Origin of the sequence: Rhodococcus tukisamuensis NBRC 100609 (genome assembly GCF_001894985.1) — a bacterium.
In the GTDB taxonomy this organism is placed as follows: Bacteria; Actinomycetota; Actinomycetes; order Mycobacteriales; family Mycobacteriaceae; genus Rhodococcus_G; species Rhodococcus_G tukisamuensis.
On record NZ_BCXG01000046.1, the window covers coordinates 1 to 18,241 of the forward strand.

An 18,241-nucleotide genomic window follows, 5' to 3' on the forward strand; every position below is an offset into this window, starting at 1 on the left:
CGGGCGGCGCTCGCGTACGGGAGGAGCGACGGGGAGCTCACCGCGCCGGCGATCGAGATCGTGACGTCCCTGCACTTCTACTGGCTGGCAAGTTGCAGCCTCTCGGAGGCGCGGCGGTGGCTGTCCGCGGCGCTCGAGTCCGGTGCGATCGACGACGCCGGACGGTCGCGGGCGTACTGGAGTTCGTCGATCGTGGCGATGCTGCAGAGCGACCGAGCGGTGGCACTCGACCATGCCCGGCGGTCGCGGGAGCTCGCGGTCGCGCTGGGGGACCGGACCAACGAGGGCTACGCCCAGTTCGCGCTGGGCTTTGCGGCGATCTGCGGCAACGACCTCGACCTTGCCCTGACGAGTTACCTGGACGCATTGCAGTGTCACCGGGACACGGGCGACAGCGCGGCCGTCGCCGTCACCATCACCGGACTCCTCACCGGTCTGCCGCAGGGTGGACGCGTCGACACCCTCTCCCCGCACCTGTGGCGCGAGGCGGCGGAGCTGTGCGCTGCCGTGGGGGAGAGATGGACGTTCGCCTATCTGACCTTCGCGCGTGGGTACGGCGCCTTGGTGGCCGGTGACCTCGCCGGAGCGCGCGAGCACGAACGCGAGTGCCTGCGCCTGGCGCGGGGTTTCGCCGATCGGATCCTGTGTGCCTGGGTCTTCGAGGTGACGTCCTGGATCGCGGAACGCCAGGGCGACTTCGAGCTGGCCGCGCGGATGCAGGGCGCGGCCGCCACCAGCTGGGCGTCGGGTGAGACGGCGATGCTGGGGTACGGCGGGATGCGGGATCAGCACGACGAGTCGAGGCGCCGCGTCCGGGACGCGCTGGGCGACGCGAAGGCCGACCGACTGATCCAGCTGGGCGGCCGGCGGACTGTGCCGGAGAGCGTTGCCCTCGCCCTGGGGGAGATGGACTGAGCCGGTCCGCACCGCACGGGCCGGGGCCGTGTGAGTGAATTGGGTCGGATCGGCGAACGGGGTGTGGAGGAATCGTGCTGCTGAAGGTGCTCGAGTTGGTCGGCGTCGTGGCCTTCGCCGCGTCCGGTTCGCTCGTCGCGGTCAGCAAACGCCTGGACATCTTCGGGGTGTGCCTGATCGGGCTGTTCACCGCGATCGGGGGCGGCGTGATCCGCGATGTGCTGCTCGGTATCACGCCGCCGACCGCGCTGAACACCTGGAAGTTCTTCACCACCGCGGTCCTGACCTCGCTGGTGGTGTTCTTCCTGCACGCGACGGTGCGACGGCTGCGCCGCGAGATCTTGGTGTTCGACGCGGTGGGGATGGGGCTGTTCGCGAGCAGCGGCGCGGCGATTGCGCTGGAGGCGGGGACCAGCGGCCAGGCCGCCTGCCTGATCGGCGCCACCACCGCCATCGGCGGGGGTGTGCTGCGTGACGTGCTGGTCAACGAGATGCCGTTGCTGCTCCACCGCGACCTGTACGCCATCCCGGCGCTGATCGGCTCGACGGTGGTGGTGGCGTGTTCGAACCTCGGCCTGACCACCGACGTCGGACTCGTGGCCGGCACCGTGCTGGCCGCGGTGATCCGGTTGCTGGCGCTGTGGCGGGACTGGAACCTGCCGGGCCCGCGACTGCTGCAGGATTGAACGACACGGCTCAGCACCCTCTCAGCCATATCTCAGTTCATAGGTTCAAACTATGAGCATGCGCATCCTGGTGGTCGACGACGACCGAGCCGTGCGGGAGTCACTCCGCCGGTCCCTCACCTTCAACGGCTACACCGCGGAGATGGCGGTCGACGGGCTCGACGCGCTCGAGAAGATCGCCGCCGAGCGGCCGGACGCGGTGGTCCTGGACGTGATGATGCCGCGGCTGGACGGTCTCGAGGTGTGCCGGCGGCTGCGCAGCGCCGGCGACGACCTGCCGATCCTGGTGCTCACCGCCCGGGACTCGGTCTCCGAGCGGGTGGCCGGGCTCGACGCGGGCGCCGACGACTACCTGCCCAAGCCCTTCGCGCTCGAGGAGTTGCTGGCCCGGCTGCGCGCGCTGTTGCGCCGGGCGATCCCGGAGGTCGGCGAGGACTCGGAGACGATGACGTTCGAGGACCTCACCCTGGACCCGGTGACCCGCGAGGTCACCCGGGGCGGCCGGTCGATCAGTCTGACCCGAACCGAGTTCTCGTTGCTCGAGATGCTGATGGCCAATCCGCGCCGGGTGCTCACCCGCAGCCGCATCCTCGAGGAGGTGTGGGGTTACGACTTCCCGACCTCCGGCAACGCGCTCGAGGTCTACGTCGGCTACCTGCGCCGCAAGACCGAGGCGGACGGCGAGTCCCGGCTCATCCACACCGTGCGTGGCGTCGGCTACGTGCTGCGGGAGACGCCCCCGTGACGGCCGCCACCCACTCGGGGCCCATCCCGGTGGTCGAGCCGGACCCGGTGCCGCAGATGCGCCCGCCGATGCCGCTGACCCGGTCGGTGTCGCTGCGCTGGCGGGTGACCCTGCTGGCTGCATCCGTGGTGGCAATTGCGGTGGCCGTCATGGCGATTGCGGCGTATGCCGTGGTGTCGCGGGCGCTGTACGCCGACGTCGACTCGCAGCTGCGCAGCCGTTCGGCCTCGCTGATCGACAACAATCTCGATGCCTTCGACTTCCGTCAGATCTCTATTGCGACGGTGTACTCCAAGGACATCAGCGTGGCGCTGATCTTCCCGGACATGACCGTCTACATGCCGCCGGGGTCGAACGCACCCATCGGTGATGCCGAGATGTCTGTCGCCCGTGGCGAACACGAGTCCACCCTGCGCACCATCGGCGGCCAGCGGGTGCTGACGCAGAAGACGAACATCGGCAGCACCCTGGTGATCGCGCAGCGGCTGGCGCCGACCGGGCAGGTGCTCGACCGGCTGGCCTGGGTGCTGTTCGTCGTCGGCGGCTGCGGCGTGATCCTGGCCGCGGGAGCGGGAATGGCGGTCGGACGTACCGGGTTACGTCCGATCGCCCGGCTCACCGCCGCTGCCGAGCGGGTGGCGCGCACCGACGACCTCACGCCGATCCCGGTGACCGGCAACGACGAACTGGCGCGGCTGACGGTCTCCTTCAACACGATGCTGCGTGCGCTGGCCGAGTCGCGGGACCGGCAGACCCGGTTGGTCGCGGACGCCGGGCACGAACTCCGAACACCCCTGACGTCGTTGCGTACCAACATGGAACTGCTCATCGCCTCCGGCAGACCCGGCGCCCCGCACATCCCGGACGAGGACATGGCGGAACTACGCTCCGACGTGATCGCTCAGATCGAGGAGCTCTCCACCCTGGTCGGCGACCTGGTGGACCTGGCCCGCGAGGACGCGCCGGAGACCGTGCACGAGCGAATCGACCTGCGGGACACCGTGGAACGCTCGCTCGAGCGGGTCCGTCGTCGGCGAAACGAGGTCGATTTCGAGGCGGAGACCACCTCCTGGTTCGTCTACGGCGACGGCGCCGGCCTCGCGCGGGCGGTGCTCAACGTGCTCGACAACGCGGCCAAGTGGAGCCCGCCAGGGCAGGCGGTCCGGGTGCGGATGAGCCAGATCGACGACGGACACCTCGCGTTGACGGTTTCCGACGCGGGGCCCGGAATACCCGTCGAGGACCGGCAATTGGTGTTCGAGCGGTTCTACCGGTCCACCGACGCACGGTCCATGCCGGGCTCGGGGCTGGGGTTGGCGATCGTCCGGCAGATGATCGTCAAACACGGTGGCACGGTGGAGGTCGGGGAGTCCGAACGCGGCGGCGCGCTGGTTACGATCGTGCTACCCGGCGAGGCGGACTTCGAGCCGGGCGAACGGCCGGAGGGCGGGTTCTAGGGGAACTGACAGGACGGTCTCAGGCGCCTCTCAGTCCACCGGTGTTGGCTGGAGGGTAACGAGATCGAATCGCAGTCGCGCCTCACGAGGGTGCGGCAGGGGAGAACGGAAGACAGGCACATGAGCGACGACCGCAGCGGCCAGCACAACCAGGGGCAGGATTCGTCCTGGGCCCCGAATCCGTCCCACCAGGACCCGAACCAGCCGCAGCAGCCGGCCCCGCAGCCGACCACCGAGCACCTGACGACCCAGCACCCGACCGCCGCGCAGTCGCAGTACCCGGGCTACCAACAGCAGGCGTACGGGCAGGCGCCGTACGGCGCCTACCAGCAGCAGGACGGCTACCGGCCCACCGAGCAGTACCCGACCGCGCCCGGCGGGTCCACCCCGACCGGACCGACGCCGAACGCCATGCCGACCGCGGTCGGCGCTCCCGGGCCGGCGAAGCCGAAGTCCGGGCGCACCGCCATCGCGGCAGGTGCGATCGCCCTGGCGCTGGTCAGCGGTGGCATCGGCGGTGCCGTGGGTGCCTGGTCCGCCCAGGACGGCAACGGGTCCGGACCGGCGACCAACGCGCTCAGCGTGCCCAAGACCAATGCCACCCAGACCGCGAACGCGCCGGCCGGTTCGGTGCAGTCCGTCGCGCAGAAGGTGCTGCCCAGCGTGGTGCAGATCCAGGTCGTCGGATCCCGCGCCGAGGGCGAGGGGTCCGGTGTCGTCCTCTCGTCCGACGGGTTGATCCTGACCAACAACCACGTCGTGTCCGGGGCCGGCCCGGACGGCAAGCTGACCGTCGCCTTCTCGGACGGCACCACTGCCTCCGCGAAGATGGTCGGCACCGACCCCACCTCCGACATCGCCGTGATCAAGGCCGACGGCAAGACCGATCTCACCCCGATCGAACTGGGCGACTCGGAGAACCTGCAGGTCGGTCAGCAGGTGGTGGCGATCGGTTCGCCGCTCGGCCTCGCCGGCACCGTGACCACCGGCATCGTCTCGTCGCTGAACCGTCCCGTCTCGACCAGTGGCGAGTCCGGCAATCAGAACACCGTCATCGACGCCATCCAGACGGACGCCGCGATCAACCCGGGCAACTCGGGCGGTGCGCTGGTCGACATGGACGGCAGGCTGATCGGCATCAACACCGCGATCGCCTCCCTCGGCGGCGCCGCGGGCGGCCAGCAGGCCGGGTCGATCGGGCTCGGCTTCGCGATCCCCGTGGACCAGGCCCGACGTATCGCGGACGAGCTGACCAAGACCGGCAAGGCCACCCAGGCGATCGTCGGTGTCACGGTGTCCTCGCGGGACGCCTCGCACGGCGCGGGCGTGCAGGACGTCACCGCGGGCGGACCGGCCGACAAGGCCGGCATCCCCAAGGGCGCGGTGATCACCAAGGTCGACGACCGGATCATCGACAGCGGTGACGCGCTGATCGCGGCCATCCGTTCGCATGCCCCGGGCGACAAGGTGTCGATCACCTACACCGACCCCAACGGCAGCAACCCCAAGACGGTCGAGGCCACCCTCGGCGCGGCGCCCACGCAGGGCGGCCGCTGATGATTTACGGGCACGTCGGGTACCCGGCCGCGTCGGGCACTACCGTAGGGATCATGGAAATCGAATCCCCGCTGTCCGGCCGCGCGCTCGTGGTGATCGTCGATGACCGGGCGGCGCACGGCGAAAGCGCCGACTCGATCGGACCGCTGGTCACCGAGCTCCTCAGCGAGGCGGGCTTCCTCGTCGACGCCACCGTCGCGGTGTCCGCCGACGAGGTCGAGATCCGCAACGCGCTGAACACCGCGGTGATCGGCGGCGTCGACCTGGTCATCTCGGTCGGCGGCACCGGCGTCTCGCCCCGCGACGTGACCCCCGACGCGACGGCCGCCGTGCTCGACCGCGAGATCCCGGGCATCAGCGAGGCATTGCGGTCCTCCGGGCTGGCCGCGGGCGCGCTCGATGCCGGGCTCTCGCGCGGTCTGGTCGGGGTCTCCGGAAGTACCCTGGTGGTGAACCTGGCCTCCTCCCGCGCTGCCGTGCGCGACGGGATGGCCACGCTCACCCCGCTCGCCAGTCAGGTGATCGGTCAGCTCTCGGGGATCGAGGAGTAGGCCATCAGCGATCAGGCGTCTTCGCCGCGCCCCAGTCGGGACCCGATCGACCGGGCCCGGCTGGCGCGCATCTTCGGCGACGTCCTGCCCGAGACCACTCGTGACGAACGCCCCGAAGGGTCGGCGCCGAACGACACCTCCGGTGACGAGTGGCTGCGCCGGCAGGTGCCTCCGCATCACGGCTGACCGCCCTCGGCGGACACGGTCGCCCGAACGAGCAGCCCGAATTGGCATGCCAAACGGAAAGTGAACGGCCGGTGAACTGAAATTCCCGCATTTTCGCGGGAAATGGCGGACACGCCCGGGCCGTCCGCATATTTTGTGAACAATGTCCGAATTGAGCCGCATTGCACCCCAGGTGTGATGCGGCTCACGGCATTCTCCGCAACATTATCTGTTGCCTTGCAGGTCAGCCGCAGTTACCTTCCTCCGCGAGTCCGCCCCCCGAGGGGTCCGGCCGAGTCCGGACAACCGTGTCTCGGCCGGGTTGAATTACCGGTCCTACGAATGATCACCCGCAGTTCATCGAGTGGTCATCAACGTTGGTAATACTTCGCCGGGCTTCGTGGACCGCAGCCTCTCGGAAAAGCGGTTGCGTCCACACCTGGGCTCCGGAGGTCGGGGTCGAGACACTGCACTTCCTGTGAGGGGAACGAATGAGCGAGAACCGCAAGTCCGGCCTGCGCCGGGGTCGCGCTGCATACCTCGGTACCAGCGTCGGCGCCGCCGTGGTTGCGATCGGGCTGCTGTCCACGGGCGTTGCCGCTGCCGACACCTTCGTGCCGCTTCCCGACGGCTCCAAGGACGCCCCCGGTGTCGTGGTCACCCGCACCGGCGAGAGCGCCCTGATCTCGCCGTCGCTGGCCTCGAACGGCGCGGGCCGCACCGCGTGGGTCTCGGGCATCGTCACCGCCGACGTCACCGGAATCACCAAGGAGACCGAGGCCGGCCCGACCAACGGTGCGAAGGGCGACGCCGGCACCAACAACTCCTCCACTCATGGCGTCTCCCGGATCAACACCGGCTACATCGTCGGCTGCCAGGTCGACATCACCGGCCTCAGCGGCTCCTTCGGCGGCGGCATCAGCCTCGACGGCCCCTCGATGTCCGGGTCGCTGTCGATCCCGGTCTCCGCAGGCCAGGTCAAGTTCGTCAACGTCGTGGGCAAGGACCTCAAGAAGAACGGCAAGTTCTCGGTCGAGTACCAGGACACCCAGCTCGAGGTGCAGAACTGCGGCGGCTACGCCCAGGCCCGGGCGTACACCGTCGTCGAGATCGTCGGCGACAACTACTCCAAGACCACCCTGTACGGCCAGCCGTTCAGCATCGGCTGACCCGGCTCGACGCCCTTCTTCTCTGACTTGCCCATCCTCTCTCCGTTAGCGAGAGAACTACCCGCACAGGGGAATTCATGAACATCAGCAAGAATGGCCTGCGCCTCGCGGCGGTCGGTGCCGCCGCTACCGTCGCCGTCGGCTTCTTCTCGGCCGGTGCCGCCAACGCGGACGCCCTCGTTCCGTTGCCGGACGGCTCGACCTCCAGGACCCTGGTCGACGGTACCGTCGTCACCGTCACCCGCACGGGCGAGTCCGCGACCGTCTCGCCGTCGATGGGAGCGACCCCGCTGCACCGCAACGTGTGGGTCTCCGGCTCCACCAAGGTCGAGCTGTCCGGACCCAACGCCGACGGCGGCAAGATCGAGCCCGGCTACGTCGTCGCCTGCCAGGCGAGCCTCGGCGGCAAGGCCACCGGCGACACCGGCATCGGTTCCAACTGGGACGGTTCCAAGACGTCGCAGTCCGCAAAGGAAGCCGGCACCGTCTCCCTCGGACCGGGGCAGGCCGTGAACTACCGGATCCTCGACCTCGAGAAGGCCGACGAGTTCGGCAGCGAGTCGCACACCGGCGCGAACTCCTTCAAGGGCAAGAGCGGCAGCGTGACCTGGGCCGACTCCACCATGGCGGTCAACGGTTGCGCCGGCTACGCCCAGGCGCGCTCCTACGTGAAGGTCACCGCCAACACGAAGAACGTGAGCAGCGTCGTCACCCTGTGGGGGCAGCCCTTCAGCATCGGCTGACCGCGCCGCACAGACCGGGCCGGGGATCGACGCAGACGCGTCGGTCCCCGGCCCTTTTCCTTTGGTCGTCAGGTGTGCGGGCTGTTACGTGGCGTGGTGTCGCGTAAACGCCGCAGTGCTCACGGTTAAGGATCTGTAAAGGAGAGCTCGCGCCCCTTACGGCAGACAAAACCTCCCCCCTAGCTTGTGCAGGGCAAGCAAGCGAACCCCGGTCCCGCCACCGCCGTCGGGACCGGGGTTGCTCGAACCTGTGAGGGGAACGAATGAGTGTGATCGGGAAGTCCAGTCCGCGTGGGGTTCGGGTGGTCGGTGTGGGTGCCGCGGTTTGGGTGCTCGGTGTGCTGTCGGTGGGCGTCGCGCAGGCGGACACATTCGTGCCGTTGCCGGACGGGTCGAAGGCGGGGCCGGGGGTGACGGTGTCGCGGACCGGTGAGAGCGCGGTGATCTCGCCGTCGTTGGCCGCCAACGGTGCCGGCCGGGCGGCGTGGGTGTCGGGGACGGTGACGGCGGACGTGTCCGGGGTCTCGGGTGAGGGTGAGGCGGGTCCGAGCAACGGTGCGGCGGGTGCGCCGGGGACGAACAACTCGTCCACGCATGGGGTTTCGCGGATCAGTACCGGGTACATCGTGGGGTGTCAGGTGGACATCACCGGTCTCGGTGGCTCGATCGGCGGGGGCATCAGTCTGGACGGGCCGTCGATGTCGGGGTCGTTGACCGTGCCGGTGTCGGCGGGGCAGGTGAAGTTCGTCAACGTCGTGGGCAAGGACATCAAGAAGAACGGCAAGTACTCGGTCGAGTACCAGGACACGCAGCTCGAGGTGCAGAACTGCGGCGGGTACGCGCAGGCGCGGTCGTACACGGTGGTCGAGGTCGTGGGTGACAACTACTCGAAGACGACGTTGTACGGCCAGCCGTTCAGCCTCGGCTGACCAGTCGTTCCTTCTTTCTCGTTCACCGTTCCTTCGTCCCGCCCGTGGGTGGGATGTTCTTCCGCAGAGGAGTTTTCATGAGTTTCAGTGGTGTGGGCCTGCGTCGTGGGCTGCAGGTGGCGTCGGTCGGATCGGTGGCCGCGGTGGCGGTCGGGTTCTTGTCGGTGGGTGCGGCGAGTGCGGACACGTTTGTGCCGTTGCCGGACGGGTCGGTGACCAGGACGTTGGCGGACGGGACGGTGGTGACAGTGACCCGGACCGGGGAGTCGGCGACGGTGTCGCCGTCGATGGGGGCGACGCCGTTGCATCGCAATGTGTGGGTGTCGGGGTCGGCGCGAGTGGAGTTGTCGGGGCCGAACGCGGAGGGTGGGGACATCGAGCCCGGCTACGTGGTGGGGTGTCAGTTGGCGCTCGGCGGTGAGGTCGGCGCGGAGTCGGGGATGGAGTCGGACTGGGCGGGCGAGGCGCCGGGTCAGTCGGCGACGGGTGCGGCGGGGGTGTCGATCGGCCCGGGGCAGGCGGAGTCGTTCTCGGTGTTGGATCTGGAGTCGGCGGACGATTTCGGCGGGGAGTCGCATTCGGGGTCGAACTCGTTCTCGGGTACGTCGGGTTCGGTGACGTGGGCGGATTCGACGATGGCGGTGAACGGGTGTGCCGGGTATGCGCAGGCGCGGTCGTTTGTGAATGTGACGGTGGAGACGTCGAGTGTGTCGAGCACGGTGACGTTGTGGGGGCAGCCGTTCAGCATCGGCTGACGAACCGGGTCAAGGCCGGGAAGCCGTCACAGTCGAACGACGCTGGGTCCGTACCGAATTCGGTACGGACCCAGCATTGTCTCTGAGCGTGGGAACTCAGGCCGGGTCGCGGCGCGCACTCTCGGAGAGTAGGTCGCGGATCTCGGTGAGCAGTTCGACGTCGGTGAGGGCGGCCTGCTCCTCGACCGTGAACCGCTTCTTGGCGTGGGTGTACGGCACGATCAGGATGAAGTACACGACGGCGGCGATGATGACGAAGTTGATCGCCGCGGTGATCACCGCGCCGATGTCCACGAAGGTCTCGGCATTGCCGGCGATGATCTCGAAGCCGAAGCCCATCTCCTCCGAGCCGCCGAGGGCCGCGACGAGCGGGTTGACGATGTTCTCGGTGAACGCGGTGACGATCGCGGTGAATGCGGCGCCGACGACGACGGCGACGGCGAGGTCGAGCACGTTCCCGCGGAGCAGGAAGTCCTTGAAGCCCTTGAGCATGAATGTCTCCGTTTCGTATGGCGCATCACGCGCGGCTTTCGACGAAAGGCTAAGGACTTCAGCCAGGGCAGGGCAAGGAAGACACGCTGTGCGTTCAGTGAAAGGTCACGGCGAGGGCGCTCGAGAGCGATGCGGCGGCCACCGTGGTCGCCGCGTCCGCGGGCAGGGCCAGCATCACCACGCGCTCACGGGGGTTGCGGCCGGAATCCTTGGGGGACAACAGGACCACGGTCGCCGAGGCCGCCAGCACCCGGGCATCGGGTGACTCGTCGCCGTCCGCCGTCAGCACGTCCACCCGGTCGCCCTCGCGCAGCAGGTCGGCGACCTCGGGGTCGGCGAGGCGGATGGGGACGACCCGGGCGTCGGGCACTCCTGCCGCAGCGGCGACGAGCCGGGGGCCGAGGATGCGGACATCGGTGACCGGTTCGCCCGCTCGGGCGGGTCCGGCGAGGGTGTGGCCGGTGGCCTCGTCGATCCGGCGCAGGGCGCCCGCCGGGACGGCGTCGGCGCTCAGCGGGGTCAGTCGCAGGTCGTCGGGGCGCAGCACCGTGCCGGGAGAGAGGTCGCGGGCGGTGGCCACCACCTGCACACGGTTGCCGGCCGGGTGGCCACGGACGAGCAGCGCCACGGCGACCGCGGTCAGCGCGGAGGCCGCGACCCGTCGGGCCATGGTGGTGCGCGCCCGGCTCGGCCGGGCCAGTGCGGCCAGTCGGTCGACCGGGGTGGGACTCAGACGGTCGCGACGGGTCTCGGATGCGCGGTCCATGGACTCACGCTACGGGCGCACCGAGGCCAGGAAAGCGCCGCCGGAGCACTCCTGTGGATGGATCCGGCGGCTGTGGAGAACCGGGAACTAGCTGGCAGCGGCGGTGCTGGCGGCGGCAGGCGCGGCAGCGGGGGTGCTGGAGGACGAGGAATCGGACTTCGTCGCGGACGAGTCGGACTTGGTGGATGCGGCCTCGCTCGCGGTGGTGGAGCCGCCGCGGCTGTCGGTGCGGTAGAAGCCGCTGCCCTTGAACACGATGCCCACCGAGTTGAACAGCTTGCGCAGCTTGCCGGAGCACTCCGAGCAAACGGTCAGGCTGTCGTCCGTGAACGACTGCACGATGTCGAATCGGTTGCTGCACTCGGTACAGGCATAGGAGTAGGTCGGCACTGAAGGTTCCTCCGCACGGGGTACACAGGCCTGCCGTAGTGATACCGCAGGCATTGGCACTTTACAGTCAGGAGTGCCAACGCCGCTAATCAGCTTCCTATTCCCCCGGGCCGGGCGGGCGGCCCAACGGCTGCAGTCCGCCGAGGGGGGTCAGCGCCCAACCCATGCGGACGTCGTGCGGGTCCTCGGGCAGGACGTCGACCAGCTCGCGGTCGCGCACCACCGCCACCAGGCGGGCACCGGCGTCGGCCAGTCCGAGGGTGCGGTCGTAGAACCCGGCGCCGCGTCCGAGTCGCACCCCGCCGCGGTCGACGGCCAGGGCGGGCACCAGGACCACGGAGGCGTCCGACACCGCCTCCGGGGGCAGATGCGGTGTCGCCGGCTCGCGCAGCCCGAACGCCGCGGGCACCAGCGCTTCCAGAGACTCGAACACAGCCCATTGCAGGGGCCCCGGGTCCCGGGCGATCGGCAGCAGCACCCGCAGGCCCGCGTCGCGCAGCGTGACCAGCAGGTCCGTCGACCCGGGTTCGGTGCCGACCGGGACATAGGCGCAGACCGTGCCCGACGCGGCCAGCGTGCGGGCCGCATCGGCCAGCGCCGCAGCCTCCGCGGCACGCACCGTGGTGTCGAGCGCGCGGCGTTCGGCGAGGATCCGCTCGCGCCACTGGTTCTTGGTCACCGTCATAGTTCCTGTCTCCGAGTGCACCTTCGGTGCCCGAGGCGGTGGACACCGCTCTGGCAACCCTAGGATCTCGTGCGCACGGACGAGGTAGATAGGGTGTGCGCATGACACAGGGCGGGACCAACGAGACACGGCACTTCCGCACGGCGGTGGTGCCCGCGGCAGGCTTGGGGACCAGGTTCCTTCCTGCAACCAAGACGGTACCCAAGGAGTTGCTCCCGGTCGTGGACACTCCAGGCATCGAGCTGGTCGCGGGTGAGGCCGCCGATTCCGGCGCATCGCGCCTGGTCATCGTCACTTCGGAGGGCAAGGACGGCGTCGTCGCGCACTTCGTCGAGGACCTGGTGCTCGAGAGCAAGCTGATGGCCAGCGGCAAGTCGCACCTGCTCGAGAAGGTGCGCAAGGCGCAGGGCCTGATCGAGGTGGAATCCGTCGTCCAGGACGAGCCGCTAGGCCTCGGGCACGCGGTCTCCTGTGTCGAGTCGGTGCTCGACGACGACGAGGACGCCATTGCGGTGCTGCTCCCGGACGACCTGGTGATGCCTCGCGGTGTGCTCGACACCATGGCCCGGGTGCGCGCCAAGCGGGGCGGCAGCGTCCTGTGCGCGATCGACGTGCCCAAGGACCAGGTGAGTGCCTACGGCGTCTTCGAGGTCGAGGACCTCCCGGATGCGGTCAACCCGGACGTGCTCAAGGTGACCGGGATGGTCGAGAAGCCGAAGGTCGAGGACGCGCCGTCCACCTTCGCGGCGGCCGGACGCTATCTGCTGGACCGGGCGATCTTCGACGCGTTGCGCCGGATCACCCCGGGGCAGGGAGGCGAGCTGCAGCTGACCGACGCGATCGCGTTGCTGATCTCCGAGGGCCATCCCGTGCACGTGGTGGTGCACCGCGGTTCGAGACACGACCTCGGAAATCCCGGAGGCTACCTGCGCGCTGCGGTTGACTTTGCGCTCGACAGTGAAGAATACGGACCGTCGCTGCGTGAATGGCTCACCCAGAGATTGCAGCAGACGGGACAGTAGTGGGGTCGGGAGGCAGTGACTACATGCGCTCGGTTGAGGAGCAGCAGACCAGGGTGACCGCCGCCGCGGTTGCGCCCCGGCCGGTGCGCGTCGCGATCTCCGAGGCGCAGGGCTTGCTCTGCGCGGAGGAAGTGGTCACCGAGCGGCCCCTTCCCGGATTCGACCAGGCGGCCATCGACGGCTACGCGGTGCGGGGCGTCGACGTCGCGACCGCAGGCACCGATCTGCGCAGCGAGGACGGCGAGCCGGCCGACCTGACACTGCCGGTGGTCGGCGAGGTGTCCGCCGGATCCCGTCAGCCGACGCGCCTACAGCCCAGGCAGGCCGTGCGGGTCGACACCGGCGCGCCGATGCCCACCCTCGCGGACGCGGTGCTGCCCCTGGACCGCACGGACGGCGGCCTCCACCGCGTCAAGGTGCTGGCGCCGGTGCGGTCCGGCGACTACGTCCGCAGGATCGGCGACGACGTCCAGCCCGGCGACGTCGCGGTCCGGGCCGGCACCATCATCGGCGCGGCCCAGGTGGGGCTGCTTGCCGCGGTCGGCCGCGACAAGGTGTTGGTGCACCCCCGCCCGCGGCTGTCGGTGATCTCGGTCGGCGGCGAGCTGGTGGACGTCGACCGCACCCCCGGGCCGGGTCAGGTGTACGACGTGAACTCCTACGCGTTGGCCGCGGCCGCGCGGGATGCGGGCGCCGACGTGAACCGCGTCGGGATCTCCGGATCCGACCCGGGACGGCTCCGTGAGGTGGTCGAGGGGCAGCTGATCCGCTCCGAGATCGTCGTCATCGCCGGCGCGGTCGGCGGCGGGGCATCCGACCAGGTTCGTGAGGCGCTGAGCGAACTGGGCGACCTCGAGGTCGAGCGGGTGGCCATGCATCCGGGGTCGGTGCAGGGCTTCGGCCAGCTCGGCCGTGACGCGGTGCCGACCTTCCTGCTGCCGTCGAACCCGGTCAGTGCGCTCGTGGTGTTCGAGGTGATGGTGCGGCCGCTGATCCGGATCGCGCTGGGCCGTCGGCAGCCGATGCGCCGAGTCGTCACCGCGCGGACCGTCTCGCCGATCACCTCGATCAAGAACCGCAAGGGCTTCCTGCGCGGGCAGTTGATGCGCGACGAGTCGACCGGGGAGTACCTGGTGCAGGCGCTCGGCGGCGCGCCGGGCGCGTCCTCACACCTGCTGGCCACTCTCGCCGAGGCGAACTGCCTCGTCCTGATCGACCCGGACACCACGGAGGTCAGGACCGGGGACGAGGTCGACGTGGCTTTCCTCGCTCAACGGGGCTGAGGCACGTGACGAACTCGCTGCGGCGGTACTCCGCCCATCCGGGCTGGCCCATGGCGCTCGGACCGCTCGTCGTGCCCGCCGGTCGGGTGACGCTGCGGCCGATCCGTCTGCGCGATGCCTCGGCCTGGAGCCGGATCCGGACCCGCGATCAGGAGCACCTCGAGCCGTGGGAACCGACCGGCGAGGGGCCGTGGGACGCGCGGCACCACATCGCCAACTGGCCCGGCCTGTGCTCGTCGTTGCGCTCCGAGGCACGCAAGGGCCGGATGCTGCCCATGGTGATCGAGCTCGACGGTAAGTTCTGCGGGCAGATCACGATCGGCAACGTCATGCGTGGCGCCCTGCGCTCGGCGTGGATCGGCTACTGGGTGACCCGGGAGGTGGGGGGTCAGGGCGTCGCGACGGCGGCGCTGGCGCTGGGCCTGGACCACGCGTTCGGCCCGGTGGGCCTGCACCGGGTCGAGGCCACGGTTCGCCCCGAGAACCATGCCAGTCAGGCCGTGCTCCGCAACGTCGGTTTCCGCGAAGAGGGCCTGCTGCGGCGATACCTCGACGTGGACCACGAGTGGCGGGACCACCTACTGGTCGCGATGACGATCGAAGAGGTCGAGGGCACGGTCGCCGACCGGCTGGTTCACGCGGGCAAGGCGGCCTGGGGCTGAGCCCTCGCTCCGAAGTCACCAATTTTTCCGGCCGTGGTCCCCGCGCTGACCTGCTCGTTCACCCCCCTGGCTACTTTCTCGCTACCCGGTGTGCGGGACTGCGGCAGTAGTGACTAATGTGACAAGAGGGAAAGGTGAGTCGGCGCGTCTACGGGCAACTTTGCGTCGGGACAACTAGCCTGACAAGACCAACTGGGTCAAATGTGCTGGTAGATGACTTGGAGGGAGGTCGCCGGTATGCCGAGCTCGTTTGTGTGGATCGCGCTGGTCGTGATGTGGCTGTTCGTGCTGCTTCCCATGCAGGTCAAGCGTCGGCCCCGGATCCGGCAGACCACAGACGCGGCACTCGCGACGCGAGTGCTCGACCGCGACCAACTCGCCCGCCAGAACAAGCGTGGCCCCGCGGCCGGACATCGGAGCGACCCGAACTGGGTCAGCGACCCCAACCGCCCCATGCATGCGGAGGACTGGATGGACGCCCACGCACAAACCGACGCGACTCTCGACGAGCGGTACCACTCGGAGTCGGAGTACGACGAACCCGGAGACGCCCGCGAGTTCGTGCCGATGCGCCGCGGTCGCGGTGGTTTCGACCCCGAGGCCGACGCCATCGCCCGTGCGGCCCGGTACGCGTTCCGCCAGCGTGCCCTGCTGCTCCTGGTGCTCACCGCGATCATGTCGGCGGCCCTGGGAATCGTCATCTCCGCGACCCTGTGGTGGGCCTGTGCTGCCGCGGTCGCAGGGATCGGCGGATACCTGGCGTACCTGCGCCGGCAGGTGCAGATCGAGCAGGAGATCCGTCGCCGGCGTACGGCCCGGCTCGGTCGCTCCCGGCTCGGCGTCGAGTCCCGCGAGGACGAGGAGTTGCGCCTCATCCCGGCGCGACTGCGCCGGCCCGGCGCGGTGGTGCTCGAGGTCGACGACGGGGACCCGGTCTTCGACCATCTCGACAATTACGACATCGACGTCCTCGAGGACGGCGCGCGGCAGGAGATGCGCCGAGTCGTCGGGCAGTAGCCCGTGTCGGCCGCGGAGTCGGATGCCGCGCCCGAGCGGATCGTGTTGCTTCGCCACGGCGAGTCGGAGGCGAACGTCGACCCGTCGATCTACGAGCGGGTCCCGGACTACCGGATCCCGCTGACCGCGCGCGGTGTCGCCCAGGCGCGTGAGGCCGGCGAGCGGCTCCGCGAGCAGTTCGGCGGCCGGAAAGTCTGCGTGTACGTCTCGCCGTACCTGCGAGCCCACCAGACCCTCGAGGCGCTCGGTATCGACGACCTGATCGATCGTCAGATCGAGGAACCGCGGCTACGTGAACAGGACTGGGTCAACTACCAGGACCCTCGGGCGATCGCTCGGCAGACCGAGTTGCGGAACACCTACAGTCACTTCTTCTACCGGTTCGCCGAGGGCGAGTCCGGCGCGGACGTGTTCGACCGGGTGAGCACGTTCCTGGAGACGCTGTACCGGCACTTCGCCAAGCCCGGGTATCCGCCGAACACCCTGGTGGTGACCCACGGCCTCACCATGCGCCTGTTCTGCATGCGGTGGTTCCACTGGTCGGTCGAGTACTTCGAGTCCCTGGAGAATCCGGGTAACGCCGAGACTCGGTCGTTGGTCCGCGAACCGGACGGCCGGTTCTCGCTCGAGCGCCCGTTCGGGCAATGGCGGAGCGCGGCTGAGGGGCACACTGTCCTGCACGCCGCCGCGGCCTCCGGGTCGGCCCATCCTGGCGTCGCAAACCCCGCCTGACCGGTCGATTTTCTTCTTGGGGCGAGCTCCTGCTACAGTTGCCGAGCGCTCTTCCGGGAGCGTGGTTAGGGGCTGTGGCGCAGTTGGTAGCGCGCTTCGTTCGCATCGAAGAGGTCAGGGGTTCGATTCCCCTCAGCTCCACCAATTTCATCTGATCTACGACGCCATCCGCGCTGCGGGTGGCGTCTTTTTTGTTCCCGGACCGGCGCGAAGCTTCGCAGACGCACGGGTCCGGGCGATTTGTGCGGCGGTGTCGGAAATCGCCAGTGATTTGCCGAACATTCGCCCAACTTGCGCTCGAAAGCGCCATTGAAGATTCAAGCGATGTGCTCTACTCCAGATCGACTCGACACATGTGGGCACCGTCTCGGTGTAGCTGCGTGTGTGTCGGAGAGAACTGAAGGGGAGCGGGGCGGCGGTCAGCTGCCCCGCTTCGTTGTGGAGAGGAATCTATGTCTGTAGGAAACACTCGCCGGGTGATCGGTGGTGTGAGCGCATTCGCCGTGGCAGCGGGGTTCGCCGTCACCGCCGGCGTCGGCGTGGCAGGTGCGGCGCCGGGCTCCATCACCTGGACCGACGGCAACAGCAAGTTCACCCGCACGATCAGCGACGTCACGCCGGGCGAAGGCGACATCATCACGTCGTCGACGAAGTTCGAGCGGACTGGAGGCGTTGGAGAGTACGTCCAGGCCGTCAAGATCTTCCGCCCGGCATGCATGACGTATGTCGACGGTTCGGCGAAGATGAACGGCTCGGGCATCGGCCTCGAGAGCCAGGGGCCGGACTTCACACGGGTCACGGGCAGCTGGCCGGTCGGCGCACTGATCGGCGGGACGCCCCGAACCTTCGAGTTCTCGTACAAGGTGGGCGCGAACTGCGATCGCGATGTCGCGTTGAACACGGGTATGGACTACAGCGGTTCGCTGGGTAGCGGTGGCTATTCCACCAAGGGTCCGACCATCTCCGTGCGCAAAAACGTCTCGACGACGGTGTTGGCCGCAGTGCCCGCCGGTGTGAGGGTGGGCCAGTCGGTTCCGCTGAGCGCGACGGTCACCGGCGGTGTGGACGGCAACGTCGTCGAGTTCTACGACGGGACCACCAAGCTCGGCCAGGGCCCGCTCGCGGCGGGCAAGGCGGCGTTCGCGTGGACGCCTGCCGCCGCCGGTGGTCACAGCCTGACGGCGAAGTTCCTGGGTACGGCGAAGGCCAACGAGTCGGTCTCGGCGGCGCAGAACGTGCCGGTCACCTCGGCGGACGTCGCGACGACGACTGCGGTAACCGGTCCGGCGACGGCGGTTGCCGGTGCGGACGTGGTCCTGAACGTGCAGGTTTCGCCGGCCCCGAGCGGTGGCACGGTGCAGTTCAAGGACGGCGGCACGAACCTCGGTGGTCCGGTCACGCTCGGTGCGGACGGCAAGGGTTCGATCACGCAGCAGTTCGGCACGGGTGCGCGCAGCATCACGGCGGTGTACTCGGGTGCCGGTGAGTTCCTGACCTCCACGTCGCCGGCTCACACTGTT

General features: G+C 69.2%; 21 protein-coding genes and 1 tRNA gene. 18 read left to right on the plus strand and 4 right to left on the minus strand.

Going from position 1 to position 18,241, the window contains the following annotated elements; translation table 11 throughout:
- From RT2_RS26095 to RT2_RS24610, 11 genes are all read left to right on the plus strand, one after another.
- Nucleotides 1–915 (plus strand): hypothetical protein (locus RT2_RS26095; RefSeq protein ID WP_169888574.1); only part of this gene is annotated, 915 nt, incomplete at its 5' end.
- A 74-nt stretch (nucleotides 916–989) separates the two neighbouring features.
- A complete protein-coding gene (locus RT2_RS24565) occupies nucleotides 990–1,601 on the plus strand; it encodes a trimeric intracellular cation channel family protein (RefSeq protein WP_072847427.1) in 612 nt (203 codons plus the stop codon).
- 52 nt (nucleotides 1,602–1,653) lie between these two features.
- Nucleotides 1,654–2,346: a response regulator transcription factor gene (locus RT2_RS24570; RefSeq protein ID WP_174556752.1), complete on the plus strand. Its 693-nt coding sequence runs from the start codon at nucleotides 1,654–1,656 to the stop codon at nucleotides 2,344–2,346.
- A gap of 56 nt (nucleotides 2,347–2,402) precedes the next feature.
- Complete coding sequence (locus tag RT2_RS24575; RefSeq protein WP_083577603.1) at nucleotides 2,403–3,803, plus strand: HAMP domain-containing sensor histidine kinase; 1,401 nt, start codon at nucleotides 2,403–2,405, stop codon at nucleotides 3,801–3,803.
- Between the two features lie 120 nt (nucleotides 3,804–3,923).
- Nucleotides 3,924–5,360 carry a S1C family serine protease gene (locus RT2_RS24580; protein ID WP_072847430.1) on the plus strand — a complete coding sequence of 479 codons (1,437 nt, stop codon included), beginning with the start codon at nucleotides 3,924–3,926 and terminating at the stop codon, nucleotides 5,358–5,360.
- A 53-nt stretch (nucleotides 5,361–5,413) separates the two neighbouring features.
- The gene (locus RT2_RS24585; protein ID WP_174556753.1) at nucleotides 5,414–5,911 is read left to right on the plus strand and encodes a MogA/MoaB family molybdenum cofactor biosynthesis protein; all 498 of its coding nucleotides are present in this window, start codon (nucleotides 5,414–5,416) and stop codon (nucleotides 5,909–5,911) included.
- 3 nt (nucleotides 5,912–5,914) lie between these two features.
- On the plus strand, nucleotides 5,915–6,097 hold the full coding sequence (locus tag RT2_RS26695) for a hypothetical protein (RefSeq protein WP_072847441.1): 183 nt from the start codon (nucleotides 5,915–5,917) through the stop codon (nucleotides 6,095–6,097).
- 470 nt (nucleotides 6,098–6,567) lie between these two features.
- On the plus strand, nucleotides 6,568–7,245 hold the full coding sequence (locus RT2_RS24595; protein ID WP_072847432.1) for an MspA family porin: 678 nt from the start codon (nucleotides 6,568–6,570) through the stop codon (nucleotides 7,243–7,245).
- A 77-nt stretch (nucleotides 7,246–7,322) separates the two neighbouring features.
- A complete protein-coding gene (locus tag RT2_RS24600; RefSeq protein WP_072847433.1) occupies nucleotides 7,323–7,988 on the plus strand; it encodes an MspA family porin in 666 nt (221 codons plus the stop codon).
- A gap of 263 nt (nucleotides 7,989–8,251) precedes the next feature.
- The gene (locus tag RT2_RS24605) at nucleotides 8,252–8,917 is read left to right on the plus strand and encodes an MspA family porin (RefSeq protein ID WP_072847434.1); all 666 of its coding nucleotides are present in this window, start codon (nucleotides 8,252–8,254) and stop codon (nucleotides 8,915–8,917) included.
- Between the two features lie 77 nt (nucleotides 8,918–8,994).
- Complete coding sequence (locus RT2_RS24610) at nucleotides 8,995–9,672, plus strand: MspA family porin (protein ID WP_072847442.1); 678 nt, start codon at nucleotides 8,995–8,997, stop codon at nucleotides 9,670–9,672.
- A gap of 96 nt (nucleotides 9,673–9,768) precedes the next feature.
- Here the strand turns inward: RT2_RS24610 and mscL are convergent, their stop codons facing one another.
- The 4 genes from mscL to RT2_RS24630 all read right to left on the minus strand — a co-directional run bounded on the left by mscL (nucleotide 9,769) and on the right by RT2_RS24630 (nucleotide 12,005).
- Entirely contained in the window at nucleotides 9,769–10,164 is a 396-nt protein-coding gene (gene mscL, locus RT2_RS24615; RefSeq protein WP_072847435.1) for a large-conductance mechanosensitive channel protein MscL, read from the minus strand.
- A gap of 94 nt (nucleotides 10,165–10,258) precedes the next feature.
- Nucleotides 10,259–10,930 (minus strand): SAF domain-containing protein, encoded by a 672-nt coding sequence (locus tag RT2_RS24620; protein WP_072847436.1) that lies wholly within the window; start codon nucleotides 10,928–10,930, stop codon nucleotides 10,259–10,261.
- 87 nt (nucleotides 10,931–11,017) lie between these two features.
- Complete coding sequence (locus tag RT2_RS24625) at nucleotides 11,018–11,320, minus strand: FmdB family zinc ribbon protein (protein ID WP_072847437.1); 303 nt, start codon at nucleotides 11,318–11,320, stop codon at nucleotides 11,018–11,020.
- Between the two features lie 97 nt (nucleotides 11,321–11,417).
- The gene (locus tag RT2_RS24630; protein WP_072847438.1) at nucleotides 11,418–12,005 is read right to left on the minus strand and encodes a 5-formyltetrahydrofolate cyclo-ligase; all 588 of its coding nucleotides are present in this window, start codon (nucleotides 12,003–12,005) and stop codon (nucleotides 11,418–11,420) included.
- Between the two features lie 101 nt (nucleotides 12,006–12,106).
- On the opposite strand from RT2_RS24630, the gene RT2_RS24635 reads away from it, so the two are divergent.
- From RT2_RS24635 to RT2_RS24665, 7 genes are all read left to right on the plus strand, one after another.
- Nucleotides 12,107–13,027 (plus strand): UTP--glucose-1-phosphate uridylyltransferase, encoded by a 921-nt coding sequence (locus tag RT2_RS24635; protein ID WP_072847439.1) that lies wholly within the window; start codon nucleotides 12,107–12,109, stop codon nucleotides 13,025–13,027.
- 23 nt (nucleotides 13,028–13,050) lie between these two features.
- A complete protein-coding gene (gene glp / locus RT2_RS24640; protein WP_072847443.1) occupies nucleotides 13,051–14,310 on the plus strand; it encodes a molybdotransferase-like divisome protein Glp in 1,260 nt (419 codons plus the stop codon).
- 50 nt (nucleotides 14,311–14,360) lie between these two features.
- Nucleotides 14,361–14,972, plus strand: coding sequence for a GNAT family N-acetyltransferase (locus RT2_RS24645; protein ID WP_072847444.1), 612 nt, complete (start codon nucleotides 14,361–14,363; stop codon nucleotides 14,970–14,972).
- A 237-nt stretch (nucleotides 14,973–15,209) separates the two neighbouring features.
- Nucleotides 15,210–15,989 carry a divisome protein SepX/GlpR gene (gene sepX / locus RT2_RS24650; RefSeq protein ID WP_072847440.1) on the plus strand — a complete coding sequence of 260 codons (780 nt, stop codon included), beginning with the start codon at nucleotides 15,210–15,212 and terminating at the stop codon, nucleotides 15,987–15,989.
- Between the two features lie 3 nt (nucleotides 15,990–15,992).
- The gene (locus tag RT2_RS24655) at nucleotides 15,993–16,721 is read left to right on the plus strand and encodes a phosphoglycerate mutase family protein (RefSeq protein ID WP_217635571.1); all 729 of its coding nucleotides are present in this window, start codon (nucleotides 15,993–15,995) and stop codon (nucleotides 16,719–16,721) included.
- A 68-nt stretch (nucleotides 16,722–16,789) separates the two neighbouring features.
- Nucleotides 16,790–16,865 (plus strand) — tRNA-Ala (locus RT2_RS24660).
- Between the two features lie 308 nt (nucleotides 16,866–17,173).
- A partial coding sequence (locus RT2_RS24665) for an Ig-like domain-containing protein (protein WP_255312569.1) occupies nucleotides 17,174–18,241 on the plus strand: 1,068 nt, incomplete at its 3' end.

Coding starts and splice junctions, on each gene's coding strand:
- RT2_RS24600 (WP_072847433.1), top strand. CDS start 7,323: ATGAACATCAGCAAGAATGGCCTGCGCCTCGCGGCGGTCGGTGCCGCC.
- RT2_RS24630 (WP_072847438.1), bottom strand. CDS start 12,005: ATGACGGTGACCAAGAACCAGTGGCGCGAGCGGATCCTCGCCGAACGC.
- RT2_RS24620 (WP_072847436.1), bottom strand. CDS start 10,930: ATGGACCGCGCATCCGAGACCCGTCGCGACCGTCTGAGTCCCACCCCG.
- RT2_RS24635 (WP_072847439.1), top strand. CDS start 12,107: ATGACACAGGGCGGGACCAACGAGACACGGCACTTCCGCACGGCGGTG.
- RT2_RS24605 (WP_072847434.1), top strand. CDS start 8,252: ATGAGTGTGATCGGGAAGTCCAGTCCGCGTGGGGTTCGGGTGGTCGGT.
- RT2_RS24610 (WP_072847442.1), top strand. CDS start 8,995: ATGAGTTTCAGTGGTGTGGGCCTGCGTCGTGGGCTGCAGGTGGCGTCG.
- RT2_RS24575 (WP_083577603.1), top strand. CDS start 2,403: ATGCGCCCGCCGATGCCGCTGACCCGGTCGGTGTCGCTGCGCTGGCGG.
- glp (WP_072847443.1), top strand. CDS start 13,051: ATGCGCTCGGTTGAGGAGCAGCAGACCAGGGTGACCGCCGCCGCGGTT.
- RT2_RS24580 (WP_072847430.1), top strand. CDS start 3,924: ATGAGCGACGACCGCAGCGGCCAGCACAACCAGGGGCAGGATTCGTCC.
- RT2_RS24585 (WP_174556753.1), top strand. CDS start 5,414: ATGGAAATCGAATCCCCGCTGTCCGGCCGCGCGCTCGTGGTGATCGTC.
- mscL (WP_072847435.1), bottom strand. CDS start 10,164: ATGCTCAAGGGCTTCAAGGACTTCCTGCTCCGCGGGAACGTGCTCGAC.
- RT2_RS24595 (WP_072847432.1), top strand. CDS start 6,568: ATGAGCGAGAACCGCAAGTCCGGCCTGCGCCGGGGTCGCGCTGCATAC.
- RT2_RS24570 (WP_174556752.1), top strand. CDS start 1,654: ATGAGCATGCGCATCCTGGTGGTCGACGACGACCGAGCCGTGCGGGAG.
- RT2_RS24645 (WP_072847444.1), top strand. CDS start 14,361: ATGGCGCTCGGACCGCTCGTCGTGCCCGCCGGTCGGGTGACGCTGCGG.
- sepX (WP_072847440.1), top strand. CDS start 15,210: ATGCCGAGCTCGTTTGTGTGGATCGCGCTGGTCGTGATGTGGCTGTTC.